Below are 15,770 nucleotides of genomic sequence, written 5' to 3'. Positions count from 1 at the left end.
CCATCCGTCCGAATTCGAGGCCGAGCTGCGGCCTAGACAACAGGAGCCCAATATGAGTGTTTGGTTCATCACCGGCGCAGGCCGGGGCCTCGGTCTGGATATCGCCAAGGCCGCGTTGGCGGCGGGCCACAAGGTGGTGGCAACCGGCCGCAACACGGAAAAGGTCGCAAGGGCCGTCGGAAAGTCCGAGAACCTCCTTATCGTCAAGCTGGACGTGACGAGCGCGGCCGACGCCGAAGCCGCTGCCCAGGCAACGCTTGACCGGTTTGGCCGCATCGACGTGCTGGTCAACAATGCGGCGAGTTTCTTTGCCGGGTACTTCGAAGAGTTGACCGCCGAACAGATGCAACTGCAGCTCAGCACCAGCCTCGTCGGTCCCATGAAGGTGACGCGGGCCTTTCTGCCAGCGATGCGCAACCAGCGGTCCGGCAGGGTCATTTCGATCTCCTCGACGGCCGGGCTGATGGGTTTCGAGTTCTGCTCGGCCTATTCAGCCTCGAAGTTCGGCCTCGACGGCTGGATGGAGGCGCTGCAGACCGAAGTCGTGCCGTTCGGCATCGAGACGATGATCGTGAACCCCGGCTTCTTCCGCACCGAGCTTCTCACGGAAGAGTCGACCAACTATGCCGCGCCTTCCGTCGAGGACTACCATGAGCGGCGGACGGCGCAGATCGCTTTCTGGCGTTCTCAAAACGGCAAGCAAGGGGGTGACCCCGCCAAGCTTGCGCGCGCCCTGATCACGCTCGCGGCTGGGGACGTGCTGCCCCACCGTTTCCTTGCCGGTGCCGATGCCATTGCCACGGCAGAGCAGAAGATTGCCATTCTGCAGCAGCAGATCGATACCTATCGCGAGCTGTCGAGTTCCCTCGCCATCGACGACAACGGCCGCAACTAACGACCCCTGCGGAACGTCCGGACTTGCCGTGCTGGTGGCTGAACACCATTGGCACTGCAATTCCGAGGTCAAGACTTCGTGGCTGCGGCACTCCCAAGACCACCTGTGAATTGATCAAATACGTCCGCTAAGAGGTCGATTGTCGACTGGCGGCTTTCCTATTGCAGGGGAATCTGATTCCAGACTCTGCATGAGCCGATATGACCTGACCGACTTCGAATGGCACGTGATCAAGCCACTTTTGCCCAAAAAGGCCACGAGGTGTGCCGCGTGTCGATGATCGGCGCGTGCTATCACCAAAGTCCATGACGGCAAGGTGCAGATGATCGACACCTCTATTGTTCGCGTCCATCAGCAGGGCGCGACGGCAAAAAAGGGGGATCGAGATCATTGTCTCGGTCGTTCCCGAGGCGGGCTGACAACCAAAATCCATGCTCTTGTCGACGCCAAAGGCATGCCGATCAAACTGATGCTCACGGCAGGTCAGATGAGTGACATTACCTCGGCCGCGGACCTGATCACGGATTTGCCGGAGGGTGCCATGCTACTCGCCGACAAGGGCTATGATGCCGACGCCTTGCGCAATGCGGTCAGCGAGCGAAAAGCATGGGCCAACATCCCGCCCAAGGCCAACCGCAAGGACCCGATCTGCTTCAGCCCCTTCTTGTATAAGGCCCGCAACTTAGTTGAGCGCTTCTTCAACAAAGCGAAGCAATTCCGCCGCATCGCAACCCGCTACGACAAGCTGGCTGAGAACTATCTTACCGCGCTCAAACTCGTCGCAATCCGCATCTGGCTACGCGGTAATGAGTCTACGTCCTAGCTGGCCCTCTCGAGCGATCTGAACTGCGCCATCGTCGCCTCGATCTCTTCGCGCATCCAGGTCTTGAAATCCCTGACCTTGCGGCTTTCGCCCTTGCTGGCCGAAGTCACCAGCCAATAGCCGAGGCCGCTCTGCGCGCGTACGCCGAACGGCGCGACGAGCCGGCCGTCGGCCAGTGCGTCGGCGGCCAGCAACTGCCAGCCGAGCATGACGCCGTGACCGGCAATCGCCGATTCCAGGCACAGCATCGGATCGGTGAAGCGCGCGCCCTTCATGAAGGTGACCGGCTCCACCCCCGCCGCTTCGAACCAGCTCCCCCAGCTGATCATCGATCTTTCGTCGGTGATCGCACAGGTCAAAGCAAGGTCCTCGATCGATTTCAGCTTGCTGGCGATCACCGGTGCACAGACCGGAAACACCTCCTGCGCCAGCAGCAATTCTGCCCGCCCGCCCGGCCATTTGCCGTCGCCGAGCCGGATGGCGACGTCGATGTCCGAGCGATCGAGATCGGCAAGCCGCACCGAGGCATCGATGCGCAGGAGCACGTTCGGATGGCGGGCGAAATGCCGCGACAGCCGCGGCAGCAGCCATTTCGAGGCGAAAGCCGGCGCCACCGAAACCACCAGCGTGCACTCCGAGCTTTCATCGGCAAGCGCCATCGCCTGCGCAAGTTCGCGAAAGCCTGCGCTGAGCCGCGTTGTGAAGATGGCACCGAATTCGGTCGCCACGAGGCCAGCTGGCGTTCGTTCGAACAGCGTCCGGCCGAGCTGCTTTTCGGTCCGGTTGATCTGCTGGCTGACGGCGCTGACCGAGACGTTGAGCTCGCCGGCCGCCGCTGCAAGCGAGCCCAGGCGGGCGACGGCTTCGACGGCGCGCAGGCCGTTGAGATGGACACGGTTCAGCATAGCCATACAGTTTCTCTAAACTCGTACGGCTGAAACCTCAATTGCCAAGCGCTGCCGAATGCCGGATTCTAGGTGGGTTACTCAGAGTGAGGAGGCAAATCCGATGAAGATTTTATCATGGCTCGGCGCCTTTTCTCCGATTGGAATGCAGCCACACCGGCATGACAGCCAGGCCATCAATCGGGTGACCGATCCGTTGGCGCATCCGCTCCTCGATACCATGTCGGAGCGCGAACTCGCCGACATGCCGTTCAGGCTGACCGCGCGTCGCACTCATTATGAGACGGCCTCGACAAGGACCTGCTGCGACTGAGTCTCCTGAACGAAGCACTCAGGTGAGCCAGCCGCCGACGCGGCCGCGAACACTTCTGGCCCAATAAAAGGCGGATTGTCTCACCGGCAGGCGCACCTATGGTGCACCGCGATGAACATCGCTTCGCCCTTGCGCCTGGCAATCGCCGGCATGATCGCCCTGGCCGTCGCCATGGGCATCGGCCGCTTCGTCTATACGCCGATCCTGCCCGGAATGATGGAAGAGCTCGGCCTGTCGCCGGCCGATGCCGGCTGGATCGCATCGGCCAATTATCTCGGCTACCTCGTCGGCGCGCTTGCCGCCACCGACGGCTGGGCGCAAGGCCGCGAGCGCCACCTGATGCTGGCCGGCCTTGCCGCCACTGCGATCCTCGCCGGGCTGATGGGCCTGACCGGCACGATGCCCGCCTTTCTCCTCATCCGCTTTCTTGCTGGCCTCGCCAGCGCTTTCGTGCTGGTCTTCATGACCAGCATCGTTTTCGGTCATCTCGCCGCAGCCGGGCGAAGCGACCTGCAGGCGCTGTATTTCGGCGGAGTCGGCCTCGGCATCGCGGCGTCTTCGGCGCTGTTGGCAGTCCTCGTCACCGAACATGCCGGCTGGGCTGCGGGCTGGCTGTGGTCGGCGGTGATTTCAGCCTGCGGCTTTGCCGCCGTCGCCTTGCTGGCCGGCGGCACCTCGGCCGCGAACAGCACCACCGGGAGCGAGCCGGCATTGCCGACACACCAGTCGCTGGTGAAGATCATCGTCGCCTACGGCCTGTTCGGCTTCGGCTACATCGTCACGGCAACGTTCTTGGTCGCCATCGTCCGCCAGGGCGGCGGCAGCCGCGTCTTCGAGACTGTGGTCTGGATGGTCACCGGACTTGCCGGTTTTCCCTCGGTCTGGCTGTGGCAGAAGCTCGCGGCTAAAATCGGGCTCTATGCCACCTACGCCTTGGGGTGCCTGGTCGAGGTGGTCGGCGTCAGCGCCAGTGTCGTCATGGGCGGGTGCACCGGGCCGCTGCTCGGCGGCCTTCTTGTCGGCGGCACCTTCATTGCCATCACCGCGCTTGGCCTGCAGGCCGGCAGGCAGCTTGCTCCGCAAGCACCACGCCGGATGCTGGCGGTAATGACGGCCGCCTTCGGCCTTGGCCAGATCATCGGCCCGATCGTCGCCGGGCTGCTTGCGCAGGCCTCGGGTAACTTTTTCCTTGCCTCGATCGTGGCCGCCGCCGTCCTGCTAGCCTCCGGCGCGATCGCCTGGTCGGCTGCGCCAAAATCGCCATGATTATGGTCTTGCTCGGCACCGGGCGTCGGGTAGCGGGCATTTTCTTTCCCACTAATGTGTGACTTTATGCCCGCTGAACCCGCTGATTTGCGCATCGACCGAGGATTTTCCCACAGTGTTTGTATCGTTTTTTCCGCAGCCGAAGCTGTTTTTCACCTCGGCGGCCGTCTGGAGCCTTCTGCTCGTTGTTCTTTGGTTTTTCGGCGGCGAACACCTCGGCACGATGCTTGGCATGCCGCCAGTCGATCCGCAGGCAGCGCCTGTCATAAGCCCAGTGAGATTCCTGACGCCGTCATTCCTCTGGTTCTACGGATATTTCTTCGCTGGTATCGGCATATTTTACCTTTTTTGGGCGCTGTACGCCCCCCATCCCTGGCAGAATTGGTCGATCCTTGGTTCTGGTTTGGTTGTTTTTGTCACTAATTTCATCGTCCAGATAAGTGTGGCGCTGAACGATTGGCGTGGCATGTTCTACGACATGGTGCAGAGGGCCCTGACCACGCCCGGCTCTGTCACGCCTGCCGAGCTTTACTACGGAGTGTGGCAGTTCCTCTCTTTGGCGCTGGTCTATATGACCATCGCGGTTTTGAACGTCTTCTTCGTCAGGCACTATGTCTTCCGCTGGCGGACGGCCATGAACGACTATTTTACCGCCTATTGGCCGAGGCTACGTCATATCGAAGGGGCGTCGCAGCGCGTTCAGGACGACACGATGCGCTTCTCGAGCACAATGCAAGGGCTGGGAGTGAACTTCATCGATTCCGTTATGACCCTCATCGCATTCCTGCCCTTGCTGGCAGCTCTGTCTCGTCATGTCCCAACCCTTCCCATCGTCGGAGCGATTCCCTATCCACTGGTCATCGCCGCAATCGTGTGGTCGTTGTTCGGCACTGGGTTGTTGGCCGTGGTCGGGGTCAAGCTTCCTGGCCTGGAATTTCGGAATCAACGGGTTGAAGCCGCTCTGCGCAAGGAACTTGTCCTTGGTGAGGACGATATGGCAAGAGCGCAACCGCCAACCCTAGCTGAGCTGTTCGCGAATGTTCGGAAGAACTATTTCACCCTCTACGCTCATTATGTCTACTTCGACATGGTCAGGTATCTCTATCTCCAGGTAGACAATGTTTTCGCCACACTTATTCTTGTTCCGACTCTCGCTGTAGGCAAGATAAGCTTCGGCATTTTTCAGCAGGTCGTCTCCGCCTTTTCCCAAGTCGCCAGTTCGTTCCAGTATCTCGTCAATTCCTGGCCTACTATCGTCGAGTTGATTTCTATCTACAAACGTCTGCGCGCGTTCGAAGCGACCCTTGAAGGGGCACCGCTGCCGGTAATCGATCAGCACTATCTGGAACGGGAGCAAGCTGGCCTGCGCCCTGAGGATCAGCCAGCAAGCTAAGAAAATCGGGTGGAGGGCGCTGGGCGGCTCAGCCGCCCACCGCCGCCTGCTTTTCGCCTCGCCGCGCGACATAATCGTGAAAACTGATGCACTCGACGTCCGCTTTGACGCAGACCTCGCCGGCAAAGCGTTCCAGCGCATTCCAGTAGGCGCCGTCATTCATCAGCGTGAAGTGGAAGCCGAGCTCAAGCGGAATGCGCTTGTCCTGGTATTGCGCATCGAAGGCGGCGCGGAACGCGTGATAGGTCCGGTCAGCGAACTCTTCTGCCATGCTCGGCCGCTCGAAGCCGCCGGAATGTCTGACATAGAGATTGTAATCCATGGCGATCACGCGCCTTGAGCTCGGCCCTTCCGGGATCTGCGGCAGCGAAAAGCGCGTGATGCCGTTGACGGTCGGCGGCTCGACCGGCCCGCGCGAAACGCCGCTTGCGTCGAGCAGGAAACCGGCCGCGGGCAGCGCCTCGTAGAGCGCCTTGTTTGCCGACAGATAAGGCGCGCGGAAGCCGACCACTGCCTTGCCTGCGAAATCGCGCCAGCCCGTTGGTTCGGGCGCGATGCCGTTGATCGAATAGGCGTTTTGGAGAATGTGCTTGAACGAGCCGAACTCGCTCAGCCAGTCGGCTTTGCTCCAGTCCTTGCCGTCGAAATGGCCGCAGCCATGGCTGCCGATGTCGTGGCCTTCCCTGGCGGCGAGGTTGATCTGCTCGAGCCGCTCGGCGACTTCCTGTTTGGAAGCGGCAAAGCCGATATTCGATTTGCCTTCTGTCTTGCCGGGCGCGGTGTATTGCTTGCGTGTCTCGGGCGACAGCAGGAACACGCACGAGACGAAATAGGTGAAATGCGCGCCTGTGCGTGCGGCCAATGCCCGGCTGCGCTGCCACTGCGAAATGTCGCGGGCGCTGTCGAACGAGATGATGACGATCTGCTTCGGTTTTGCCGGCGCCGCCGGCGGGTCGGCAAAAGCCGCGCCGGTAGCAATCGAAAACGCAACAACGCGGGACAAACGGGACAAAGGCATCTGACCGGATTGAGGAATGTAGAAGCACCGCCTACCGGTGAAATATGGCACGGGTACGATCGACCTGCGCGGCCGCCGTTGGCGGTGGTTGCCTCGTGAATGGGCGATTTTCCTGCCGAACCCCTTCCATGCCGGCGAAATTTCGCTAAAACGCGGGCTCATCAACCGCCCCGGCCGGGGCATGAATGGTTTTGATCCATGTCGGACGACAGTTTTATCCGCGAAGTCAACGAAGAGATTCGTCGCGATCAGGCGCATGCGCTGTGGGACCGTTTCGGTCCCGCCGTGCTTGTGCTGGCCGTGCTGGTGGTGCTCGGCACCGCTGCTGTCGTCGGCTACCGCTATTGGGACGAGACCCGCGCCAACCGCTCGGGGGATGCCTTCTCGCAAGCGCTAAAGCTTGCCAATGAGGGCAAGAACGACGAGGCGCTTGCCGCTCTGGAGGGGCTTGAGAAGGACGGCTACGGCGCCTATCCGCTGCTCGCCCGCATGCGTGCGGCAACCGTCAAGGCGGACAAGGGCGACGTCGACGCCGCCGTCAAGGATTTCGACGAGGTCGCCGCCGACACCAAGATCCCCTCCGGCATTCGCGACATGGCGCGGCTCAGGGCAGCGCTGCTTCTGGTCGACCATGGCTCTTTCGCCGATGTCTCCAGCCGCGTCGAGGCGCTGACCGCCGACACCAACACGCTGCGCCATACGGCGCGCGAGGCGCTTGGCCTTGCCGCCTGGAAGGAAGGCAAGGCGGCGGATGCATTGAAGCTGTTCGACCAGATCGCCGCGGACGACGGCGCCCCGCGCAACACGCGCGAGCGGGCGACGTTGATGTCGGAGCTGATCCGCGGCTCGGGCGGTGTATCGTAATGCATGTCGCCCAAAAGTGCACAGCGGTTTTGGGGCAACGACATGCATAGCAGGGCCGGATGACCTTCAAAGTCGCCATCATCGGCCGGCCTAACGTCGGCAAATCGACCCTTTTCAATCGGCTGGTGGGAAGGAAGCTGGCGCTTGTCGACGATACGCCGGGCGTCACCCGCGATCGACGCGTCCATGCCGCAAAACTCTACGATCTGCATTTCGACGTCATCGACACCGCCGGCTTCGAGGATGCGGCCGCCTCGACGCTGCCCGGCCGCATGCGCGCCCAGACCGAGATCGCCATCCGCGAGGCCGACCTGATCTTTTTTACGATCGATGCCAAGTCCGGGCTGATGCCCGACGACAAGACGTTCGCCGAGATCGTGCGCAAGTCCGGCAAGCCGGTTGTCGTCGTTGCCAACAAGGCCGAGGCGCGCGGCGCCCAGGGCGGCATGCTGGAGGCCTGGGAGCTCGGCCTTGGCGAACCGATCCCGGTCTCGGCCGAACACGGCCAGGGCCTGCCCGATCTGCGCGACGCGGTGATCGCGGCACTTGGCGAGGCGCGCGCCTTCGGCGAGGACGAAGAGGCCGGCGAGGATGAGGTCGCCGCCAGCGAGGTGCTGATCGGCGAGGACATCACCGACCCGGACGCAGAGCCGAGCTATGACGACACCAAGCCGATGCGCATCGCCGTCGTCGGCCGTCCCAACGCCGGCAAGTCGACGCTGATCAACGCGCTGATCGGCGAGGAACGGCTGTTGACCGGCCCCGAGGCCGGCATCACCCGCGATTCCATCTCGGTCGACTGGGACTGGCATGGGCGCCGCTTAAAATTGTTCGACACCGCCGGCATGCGCCGCAAGGCCAGGATCCACGAAAAGCTCGAAGTGATGTCGGTGCAGGACGGCTTGCGCGCCATCCGGTTTGCCGAGATCGTCATCATCGTGCTCGACGCCACCATTCCCTTCGAGAAGCAGGATCTGCAGATCGCCGACCTGATCATCCGCGAGGGCCGTGCCCCGGTGATCGCCTTCAACAAATGGGACCTTATCGACCATCCCCAGGAGTTGCTGGCCGAGCTGCGCGAAAAAACCGAGCGGCTGCTGCCGCAGGCGCGCGGCATGCAGGCGGTGCCGGTGTCGGCCGAGACCGGGCGTGGCCTCGACAAGCTGATGGATGGCGTCATCAGGACGCATCGAGTTTGGAACAGCCGTGTGTCGACCGGCAAGCTCAACCGCTGGCTGGAAGGCATCCTGGCGCATCATCCGCCGCCCGCCGTCGCCGGGCGTCGGCTGAAGATCAAATATGTCACGCAGGCCAAGACGCGGCCGCCGGGCTTCGTCGTCTCCTGCTCACGGCCGGATGCGATGCCGCAATCCTACGTCCGCTATCTCTCGAACAGCCTGCGCGAGGCTTTCGACATGCCCGGCGTGCCGATCCGCATCGCCTTGCGCACCTCGGACAACCCGTTCGCCAGCAAGGCAAAGAAGCGCCACTGAGCGCCACTTCTCCTCTACGCCACGTTGCGCAGGACAGGCGCTGTTTGCGTCTGCGGCAACGCTTCCAGCGCCGCCTGCAGCAGGATGTCGCCAAGCCGCGCCGCCACCGGGTCGGGCTCGGCCTCCTTGCGGTGCAGGAACAGCGCCATCTTGGGCAAGGCGGGCAGTCCGGCGATCTCCGGCGTCATCGCCCTGACGGTGGCCGGCAGGCCGATATCGGTGCGGATCGTCAGTCCGAGCCCGGCGGCAACGGCCGCCCAGATGCCGCCAAGGCTCGGGCTGGAGAACGCCATCCGCCATGACAGGCCGGCGCGGTCGAGCGTTTCGGTCGCCACGCTGCGCAGCAGGCACGGCGCCTCAAGCGCCACCAGCGGCAATGGCTCGCTATCGCGCAGGCTGATCTCGATCGGTTTTGTCGGGCCGATCCAGCGCATCTGGACGTCGGCGACATGCCGGCTGTAAGGCAGCGTCGCGCCATTGTGCCAGGCAAGCGCGATATCCAGGCTGCCCGAAATGATCCGTTCGGCAAGCTCGTGGCTGCGTGCGATCCTGGCTTCGATCTTGACCTTGGGATGGGCGCGGGCGAAGCGCCCGAGCACCTCCGGCAGGACCGCCTCGCCGAAATCCTCCTGCAATCCAAGCCGCACCCAGCCCTCCAGCTCGACGTCGTGGATGGCGGACGCGGCCTCGTCGTTGAGCTCGATCAGCCGCCGCGCATAGCCCAGCATGGTCTCGCCTGCCTCGGTCAGCGCCAGGCTGCGCCCCGACTTTCGGAAGATCGGCGTCGCCGCCTGCTCCTCCAGTTTCTTCAATTGTGCGCTGATTGCCGAGGTCGAGCGGCCGAGCCGGTCGGCGGCCTTGGCGAAGCTGCCCAACTCCATACCGGTGACGAAGCTGCGCAGGACGTCGAGATGGAATGTCACGCGTCGGATGGCAATAATCCTGGTATTTGGGACATTACGTCAAAAACTTCCTGATATTCAGGACGAAGCTATGGCGATAGAGACAGCGCGTCAAGACCGAACGCAACCAGCCCATGCAGGAGCTGAACCATGTCTGCTGTCGCCACAGGACCAGATTGCAAACCGTTTCGCCCAGGCGCCGTTGCCGCCCCGTCGGAAGCGGCGGCACTTCGAGCCAATCATCGCTGGAAGGTGCTGGGCATCGGCGTCGCCGCCAATGCCTGCTTTTCCGCGACCTTCTCCGGCATTCCGGCGACGGCGGTGTTCCTGCGCTCGGGCTATCATCTCTCCAATGGCGAACTCGGCATGGCGCTTGGTCTTCTCGGCCTGGGCGTAGCGCTGAGCGAATTGCCGTGGGGACTGCTGACCGATCGCTGGGGCGACCGCCGCGTGCTGCTGACCGGGCTCGGCGCAACCGCGGTTTGGCTGCTTGTCATGGCCGCGCTGATCGTGCCGTCACCGGCCCACATTCCTGGCATCGCGCTTCTCGCCGCTGCCCTGCTGGTCACCGGATTGCTCGGCGGCAGCGTCAACGGCTCCAGCGGCCGTGCCATCATGGCCTGGTTCGGCGAAGGCGAGCGCGGCTTTGCCATGAGCATCAGGCAGACAGCGGTGCCGCTTGGCGGCGGGCTTGGCGCGCTCGTGCTGCCGTCGCTCGCTTCGGCCCATGGCTTCACGGCGGTCTTCGGACTTCTGGCGGCTGCATCCGCCGTCTCGACCTCTCTCGCCTGGCGCTGGCTGCATCAGCCACCGGTGCATGACGATACCAATTCGAGCAGCACGGCATTGCCGGCCGGCCCGGCGCCGCTGCGCAACCCGGCCGTCTGGCGCATCGCAACAGCCATCGGCCTGCTGTGCTTTCCGCAGGTGGCGGTGCTCACCTTTGCTTCCGTCTTCCTGCATGATTTCGCCGGCATGGGAACAGCCGTGATCAGCGCCAGCCTCGCCACCGTGCAGGTCGGCGCCATGGTCATGCGCGTCTGGAGCGGCCGCTACACCGACCGTCACGGCAACCGCCGGTCGTTTCTGCGTCTGTGCAGCCTGTTGAGCCTGATCGCCTTCACCGTGCTTGCGGCGCTCGTCTTGTTGGCGGCCCAATTCTTGTCAGGCCAAGTGCCGATGCTGTCGCCGGCGATCGTCGCGATGCTGGTCGTGGCCGGCATTTGCGTCTCCTCCTGGCATGGCGTCGCCTACACCGAGCTTGCGACGCTGGCCGGCGCGAGCCAGGCCGGAACGGCGCTCGGCCTCGCCAACAGCCTGGTCTTTATTGCCTTCTTCCTGGTGCCGATCGCCATTCCCGGACTTCTCGTGCTCTGCTCGTGGGCAGGCGTCTGGCTGGGTGCGGCTATTTGCGCACTGATCGCCTGGCCGATCTTTCTTCCGTCAAGCGATGGCCGCAAAAGCGCCTGACTTCGACATGAGATGGGAAAACAACGTTCTAAGCTGTTAACGCCCCATCAAGGTTAATGCATCATTGTAGCTCTCCAGTGGGGTCCGTTGCGTTTCTGGAGAGTTCCGTGCATCGACGTGTTTTGACGCGGCTTGTCGCCGCCGCCGGTGACAAAAAACGTTCCTTCCTGTCTCCGTTTATTATTGGCCTTGGCATCTGGATCGGCTTTCCGACGGTCGCTGCCTATCAGGACATGACAAGCCTGGTCTCCGGCCTTGAGGCGCCGAGCGTCCGCTGGAACGCCTATGTCGAGAAGTCCGTCGCCGGCTCCGTTCACGCCGCCGAAATGCCCTTCCTCGATTCCAGCAGCACCGGCTCGCTCTCCGGCTCCGGCGTCCAACTGCCCGGCATCGGCTCCGTCTCGTTTCGCGGCAAGGGCGGCATCGCCGGCACGACGCCGGACGAGAACCGTATCACGCGTGCCGACAAGAAGGGCCGCATCATCCAGGTCTCGCCCGTCTCGCCGCCGAAGAACTTCAACGCCGGCTCGATCTTCGAGCGCACCTCCTCACTGCTCCGCCCAAGCATGGACAGCGGCCTGAGGATGGCTTTCGCCAAGCCCGAGATCAAAGGCAAGGAAATCCAGATCGCCGCCGCCTTCCACACGCGCGTCGACAAGAAGCCGGATCCCGGCGTGCCGGCGATGCTTGCCGCGCTGGTCAACAACGATCATCCCGACGTGCTGGCAACCGCCTATGCCTCGTCGGCTCCCGACTATGCCAAGGCATCGCCTTTCGAGGCCTTGCTGCAGGACGAGGACCCGAACGATGGCCGCTTCATTCCACCGCTGAGCAAGGGCGATCATTCTTGGATGCAGACGCCGCTGCCGGCGAGCGTCTTTTCCAAACCGGAGCAGGCCTGTCTCGCCAACGGCATCTATTTCGAGGCGCGCGGCGAATCCGTGCGCGGCCAGGCCGCCGTCGCCCAGGTTATCCTCAACCGCGTCCGCAACCCGGCCTATCCGAACTCGATCTGCGGCGTCGTCTACCAGAACGACAACTGGTTCAACCGCTGCCAGTTTTCCTTCGCCTGCGACGGCAGGAAGAAGCGCATCGACAATCCCGCCGCCTACAAGACCGCCCAGGATGTCGCCATGGCCGTCACAGCCGGCAAGATATTCATTCCGGAAGTCGGCTCGTCGACCCATTATTACGCCAACTACGTCCATCCGGGCTGGGCGAGGACGATGAAGAAAATGACCAGGATCGGCCTGCATATCTTCTACCGCACCTATGGCGGCGGCTGGAGCTGAGTGCTCGGGCAGCCCTTGCATCTTTCGCGGGAGAGCGGCCGATCGAAGACCCGTCGTCGTGGGGATTCGGCCGCAGCCCGCCAGAGACCGCGTCGGGCACGATGTCGCACCCAAGCAAGTAGCTGATTTATAACGAAAAAATACTTGAGCTTGAACGTCCGCTCGTGGCTTGACGGGCGCGGACCCTCTAACTATGTTGCCGGCGACTTTAAGAAGCGGACGGACGGTGACGGTCTGACCGGGCAGGGGGGTTGCGTGGCCGACAAGAATGGGCCAGACGGAACCGGAAAAACCGGCCGCGGCAAGCAGCATGAAGCCGACATCCGCGACGACGATCTTGAGCGCCGTCGGCGCGACCTTGAAGCATCGCTTGCGACAAGGCGGCCGGACCGGCTCGAGGGGAAAGACGACGCGAAAGCGGGCAGTGTGGCCGGGTACGGCCAGGCGCTCAAGCTGTCCAGCGAGTTCATCGCCGGGATAGTGGTCGGCGCGGCTCTCGGCTGGTTTATCGATCGCGTGGCGGGGACATCGCCATGGGGTCTGATAGTCGGGCTGTTGCTGGGTTTTGGCGCCGGCGTGCTCAATGTCCTGCGTTCAGCCGGGCTTGTGTCGGAATTCGGAACGGGCGACAAACCGCGCGATCCGAAAGAATGAATTGAGGCGCCGCATGCCGGCGCATTGAACAGGATACTCAAGCCGTCTGCGGCTTCGATGGGGATTTAAAGTGGCTGCTGACAAGGTCGATCCGATCCACCAGTTCCAGATTCAGCCGATCATTCCGATTCACATCGGCGGCTACGACCTGTCTTTCACCAATTCGGCTCTGTTTATGCTTGCGACGGTTGCTGTTGCATCGGCGTTTCTCTACCTCAGCACGTCGAGCCGCAGCCTCGTTCCCGGCCGCCTTCAGTCGGTCTCGGAAATGGCCTATGAATTTGTCGGCAATATGCTGAGGGACGCCGCGGGCACGCAAGGCATGAAGTTCTTCCCCTTCGTGTTCTCGCTGTTCATGTTCGTGCTTGTCGCCAACCTGCTTGGCCTGTTCCCATATTTCTTCACCATCACCAGCCACATCATCGTCACCTTCGGCCTCGCTGCGCTGGTGATCGGAACGGTCGTCGTCTACGGCTTCACCAAGCACGGCTTTGGCTTCCTGAAGCTGTTCGTCCCGCATGGCGTGCCGGTCTACCTGCTGCCGCTGGTGGTGCTGATCGAGGTGATTTCCTTCGTCTCGCGTCCGGTCAGCCTCTCGGTTCGTCTGTTCGCCAACATGCTTGCCGGTCACATCACGCTGAAAGTGTTCTCGGGCTTTGTCGTCAGCCTGAGCGCGCTCGGCGCGGTCGGCGTGGCGGGCTCGGTTCTGCCGCTGGCGATGGCCGTGGCGCTGACGGCGCTGGAGCTGCTGGTCGCGTTCCTGCAGGCCTACGTCTTTGCCGTGCTGACTTGCATGTATCTCAACGACGCCCTGCATCCCGGGCACTAACAAGGTTTCCGGCATTGCCGCCGGATCGAATTTGCAACGGAATTTTAGATCCAAAGGAGTTGAACAAATGGACGCAGAAGCAGCAAAGTACATCGGCGCCGGCATCGCATGCCTCGGCATGGGCGGCGCGGGCATTGGCCTCGGCAACATATTCGGCAGCTATCTGGCGGGCGCGCTGCGCAACCCGTCGGCCGCCGACGGCCAGTTCGGCCGCCTGATTTTCGGCTTCGCCGTGACCGAAGCGCTGGGTATTTTCTCGCTTCTCATCGCGCTTCTCGCCCTGTTCGGCTGAATACTTGTTCGGCTGAACATTGGGAAGAATTGAACAGGCCGGCCGCGATCCTGCGGCGGGTCTGAATTTCGGGGATAGTCCATGTTCGTGACATCTGCCTTTGCGCAAGAGTCCGCGCCCGCCGCAACGGAAGGCGAAACGCACGCCGCCACCGGCGTGCCTGCCGAGGCGCACGGCACGTTCCCGCCATTCAATCCGGCGACGTACCCGTCACAGCTGCTGTGGCTGGCAATCACTTTCGGGCTGTTCTACCTCTTCTTGAAGCGGATAGTGATGCCGCGCGTCGGCGGCATCATCGACGTGCGCAACGACCGCATCACGCAGGATCTCGATCATGCTGCCCGGCTGAAAGGCGAGGCCGATGCCGCCGTTGCCGCCTATGAGCAGGAATTGGCGGAAGCCAAGGGCAAGGCCAATGCGATCGGCCAGCAGGCCAACGATGCGGCCAAGGCGGAAGCCGAGGCTGCCCGCAAGACGATCGAGGCAGCGCTTGACCAGAAGCTTGGCGAGGCCGAGGCGCGCATATCTTCCATCAAGGCCAATGCCATGAAGGAAGTCGGCACGATCGCCGAGGACACCGCTTCGGCCATCGTCGAGGCGCTGGTCGGCGGCAAGGCCAGCAAGGCCGAGATCGCGGCCGCGGTCAAATCCGTGGCCGGGTGAGGAGCGCATCATGGACGCCACATCTCTCGCGACGCTTTGGGCAACCGTTGCCCTCATAATCTTCCTCGGCATTGCCATCTACATCAAGGTGCCGGGCATGATCGCCAAGGCGCTCGATGCCCGTGCCGACAAGATCAGCAGCGAACTCGAGGAAGCGCGCCGGTTGCGCGAAGAGGCCCAGCAGTTGCTCGGCCAATATCAGCGCAAGCGCAAGGAAGCCGAGCAGGAGGCCGCGGCCATCGTCGCCGCCGCCAAGCGCGAAGCCGACATGCTCGCCGCCGAGGCGCACAAGAAGACCGAGGATTATGTCGCCCGGCGTACCGCCTTGGCAGAGCAGAAGATCGGCCAGGCCGAGCGCGAGGCGATCGGCGAAGTGCGCGCCAGCGCCGTCGACATCGCGGTCGAAGCCGCGCGCGCGCTGCTGGCCGGCAAGATCGACGCCAAGGCCGGCGCCGACCTTTTCAACGCCTCGCTGCAGGATTTGAAGTCGAAGCTGAATTAAGCGACGTCGTCGAGAAATTCATCCAAGGCCGCCTGGGAAACCTGGCGGCTTTTTTGTTAGCGAAAGCGGCTGAGCGCAAATCTCCCCCTGTAAGGCAGGGCTATCGCATATGAGTGATGGCATTGATGAGATAGTCGTCGTTCCAGGCGCATTTCTTGATGCGATGGCTGATGGGAACTTTGGCAGCATCGGCGGC

The 15,770-nt window shown here is 62.8% G+C and carries 16 protein-coding genes and 1 pseudogene; 14 read left to right on the top strand and 3 right to left on the bottom strand.

The genetic code is table 11. The features are described 5' to 3' along the window. The first annotated feature begins 52 nt into the window (after nucleotides 1-52). Nucleotides 53-895, top strand: coding sequence for an SDR family oxidoreductase (locus NKI22_RS05660; protein ID WP_352548684.1), 843 nt, complete (start codon nucleotides 53-55; stop codon nucleotides 893-895). Nucleotides 896-1,085: 190 nt separating this feature from the next. Further along, nucleotides 1,086-1,718, top strand: a pseudogene (locus NKI22_RS05655) (IS5 family transposase). Here the strand turns inward: NKI22_RS05655 and NKI22_RS05650 are convergent. Continuing rightward, nucleotides 1,715-2,629, bottom strand: coding sequence for a LysR substrate-binding domain-containing protein (locus NKI22_RS05650; protein ID WP_352914002.1), 915 nt, complete (start codon nucleotides 2,627-2,629; stop codon nucleotides 1,715-1,717). The pseudogene NKI22_RS05655 and the gene NKI22_RS05650 sit on opposite strands and share 4 nt — an antisense overlap. 97 nt (nucleotides 2,630-2,726) lie before the next feature. Between NKI22_RS05650 and NKI22_RS05645 the strand changes: the two genes are divergently transcribed. The 3 genes from NKI22_RS05645 to sbmA all read left to right on the top strand — a co-directional run bounded on the left by NKI22_RS05645 (nucleotide 2,727) and on the right by sbmA (nucleotide 5,595). Further along, a complete protein-coding gene (locus NKI22_RS05645) occupies nucleotides 2,727-2,936 on the top strand; it encodes a hypothetical protein (RefSeq protein WP_352484072.1) in 210 nt (69 codons plus the stop codon). A 111-nt stretch (nucleotides 2,937-3,047) separates the two neighbouring features. Beyond that, complete coding sequence (locus NKI22_RS05640) at nucleotides 3,048-4,202, top strand: YbfB/YjiJ family MFS transporter (protein WP_352914000.1); 1,155 nt, start codon at nucleotides 3,048-3,050, stop codon at nucleotides 4,200-4,202. Between the two features lie 115 nt (nucleotides 4,203-4,317). Then, nucleotides 4,318-5,595, top strand: coding sequence for a peptide antibiotic transporter SbmA (sbmA, locus tag NKI22_RS05635; protein ID WP_023716846.1), 1,278 nt, complete (start codon nucleotides 4,318-4,320; stop codon nucleotides 5,593-5,595). A 28-nt stretch (nucleotides 5,596-5,623) separates the two neighbouring features. Here the strand turns inward: sbmA and NKI22_RS05630 are convergent, their stop codons facing one another. Further along, nucleotides 5,624-6,613 (bottom strand): polysaccharide deacetylase family protein, encoded by a 990-nt coding sequence (locus tag NKI22_RS05630; RefSeq protein WP_502897683.1) that lies wholly within the window; start codon nucleotides 6,611-6,613, stop codon nucleotides 5,624-5,626. A 198-nt stretch (nucleotides 6,614-6,811) separates the two neighbouring features. Here NKI22_RS05630 and NKI22_RS05625 point away from each other — a divergent pair, with 198 nt between their 5' ends. Then, nucleotides 6,812-7,477, top strand: a complete 666-nt coding sequence (locus NKI22_RS05625; protein WP_352548679.1) for a tetratricopeptide repeat protein — start codon at nucleotides 6,812-6,814, stop codon at nucleotides 7,475-7,477. Nucleotides 7,478-7,536: 59 nt separating this feature from the next. Continuing rightward, complete coding sequence (gene der / locus NKI22_RS05620) at nucleotides 7,537-8,970, top strand: ribosome biogenesis GTPase Der (RefSeq protein ID WP_352913996.1); 1,434 nt, start codon at nucleotides 7,537-7,539, stop codon at nucleotides 8,968-8,970. A gap of 14 nt (nucleotides 8,971-8,984) precedes the next feature. Here der and NKI22_RS05615 read toward each other — a convergent pair whose 3' ends face one another. Then, nucleotides 8,985-9,902, bottom strand: coding sequence for a LysR substrate-binding domain-containing protein (locus NKI22_RS05615; RefSeq protein WP_352914097.1), 918 nt, complete (start codon nucleotides 9,900-9,902; stop codon nucleotides 8,985-8,987). Between the two features lie 120 nt (nucleotides 9,903-10,022). Between NKI22_RS05615 and NKI22_RS05610 the strand changes: the two genes are divergently transcribed. The 7 genes from NKI22_RS05610 to NKI22_RS05580 all read left to right on the top strand — a co-directional run bounded on the left by NKI22_RS05610 (nucleotide 10,023) and on the right by NKI22_RS05580 (nucleotide 15,574). After that, complete coding sequence (locus NKI22_RS05610) at nucleotides 10,023-11,342, top strand: MFS transporter (RefSeq protein WP_352913994.1); 1,320 nt, start codon at nucleotides 10,023-10,025, stop codon at nucleotides 11,340-11,342. 107 nt (nucleotides 11,343-11,449) lie between these two features. After that, nucleotides 11,450-12,634 (top strand): cell wall hydrolase, encoded by a 1,185-nt coding sequence (locus NKI22_RS05605; protein WP_023716851.1) that lies wholly within the window; start codon nucleotides 11,450-11,452, stop codon nucleotides 12,632-12,634. Nucleotides 12,635-12,889: 255 nt separating this feature from the next. After that, entirely contained in the window at nucleotides 12,890-13,288 is a 399-nt protein-coding gene (locus NKI22_RS05600) for an AtpZ/AtpI family protein (protein WP_023716852.1), read from the top strand. A gap of 70 nt (nucleotides 13,289-13,358) precedes the next feature. Then, nucleotides 13,359-14,117, top strand: coding sequence for a F0F1 ATP synthase subunit A (locus tag NKI22_RS05595; RefSeq protein ID WP_023716853.1), 759 nt, complete (start codon nucleotides 13,359-13,361; stop codon nucleotides 14,115-14,117). Nucleotides 14,118-14,184: 67 nt separating this feature from the next. Beyond that, a complete protein-coding gene (locus tag NKI22_RS05590) occupies nucleotides 14,185-14,409 on the top strand; it encodes a F0F1 ATP synthase subunit C (RefSeq protein ID WP_006206606.1) in 225 nt (74 codons plus the stop codon). A gap of 81 nt (nucleotides 14,410-14,490) precedes the next feature. Beyond that, nucleotides 14,491-15,072, top strand: coding sequence for a F0F1 ATP synthase subunit B (locus NKI22_RS05585; protein ID WP_352913992.1), 582 nt, complete (start codon nucleotides 14,491-14,493; stop codon nucleotides 15,070-15,072). Nucleotides 15,073-15,082: 10 nt separating this feature from the next. After that, complete coding sequence (locus NKI22_RS05580) at nucleotides 15,083-15,574, top strand: F0F1 ATP synthase subunit B (RefSeq protein WP_023716855.1); 492 nt, start codon at nucleotides 15,083-15,085, stop codon at nucleotides 15,572-15,574. The last annotated feature ends 196 nt before the right edge of the window (nucleotides 15,575-15,770 follow it).

Source organism: Mesorhizobium sp. M0778 (assembly GCF_040320105.1).
Lineage (GTDB): Bacteria > Pseudomonadota > Alphaproteobacteria > Rhizobiales > Rhizobiaceae > Mesorhizobium.
The sequence above is the reverse complement of the archived record's forward strand: the minus strand, read 5'-3'. Positions and strand labels throughout refer to the sequence as shown.

Bases quoted from the DNA above. Each gene is read 5' to 3' on its own strand.
- NKI22_RS05660 (WP_352548684.1), top strand. From the start codon at position 53: ATGAGTGTTTGGTTCATCACCGGCGCAGGCCGGGGCCTCGGTCTGGAT.
- NKI22_RS05650 (WP_352914002.1), bottom strand. From the start codon at position 2,629: ATGGCTATGCTGAACCGTGTCCATCTCAACGGCCTGCGCGCCGTCGAA.
- NKI22_RS05645 (WP_352484072.1), top strand. From the start codon at position 2,727: ATGAAGATTTTATCATGGCTCGGCGCCTTTTCTCCGATTGGAATGCAG.
- NKI22_RS05640 (WP_352914000.1), top strand. From the start codon at position 3,048: ATGAACATCGCTTCGCCCTTGCGCCTGGCAATCGCCGGCATGATCGCC.
- NKI22_RS05630 (WP_502897683.1), bottom strand. From the start codon at position 6,613: ATGCCTTTGTCCCGTTTGTCCCGCGTTGTTGCGTTTTCGATTGCTACC.
- NKI22_RS05625 (WP_352548679.1), top strand. From the start codon at position 6,812: ATGTCGGACGACAGTTTTATCCGCGAAGTCAACGAAGAGATTCGTCGC.
- der (WP_352913996.1), top strand. From the start codon at position 7,537: ATGACCTTCAAAGTCGCCATCATCGGCCGGCCTAACGTCGGCAAATCG.
- NKI22_RS05610 (WP_352913994.1), top strand. From the start codon at position 10,023: ATGTCTGCTGTCGCCACAGGACCAGATTGCAAACCGTTTCGCCCAGGC.
- NKI22_RS05590 (WP_006206606.1), top strand. From the start codon at position 14,185: ATGGACGCAGAAGCAGCAAAGTACATCGGCGCCGGCATCGCATGCCTC.
- NKI22_RS05585 (WP_352913992.1), top strand. From the start codon at position 14,491: ATGTTCGTGACATCTGCCTTTGCGCAAGAGTCCGCGCCCGCCGCAACG.
- NKI22_RS05580 (WP_023716855.1), top strand. From the start codon at position 15,083: ATGGACGCCACATCTCTCGCGACGCTTTGGGCAACCGTTGCCCTCATA.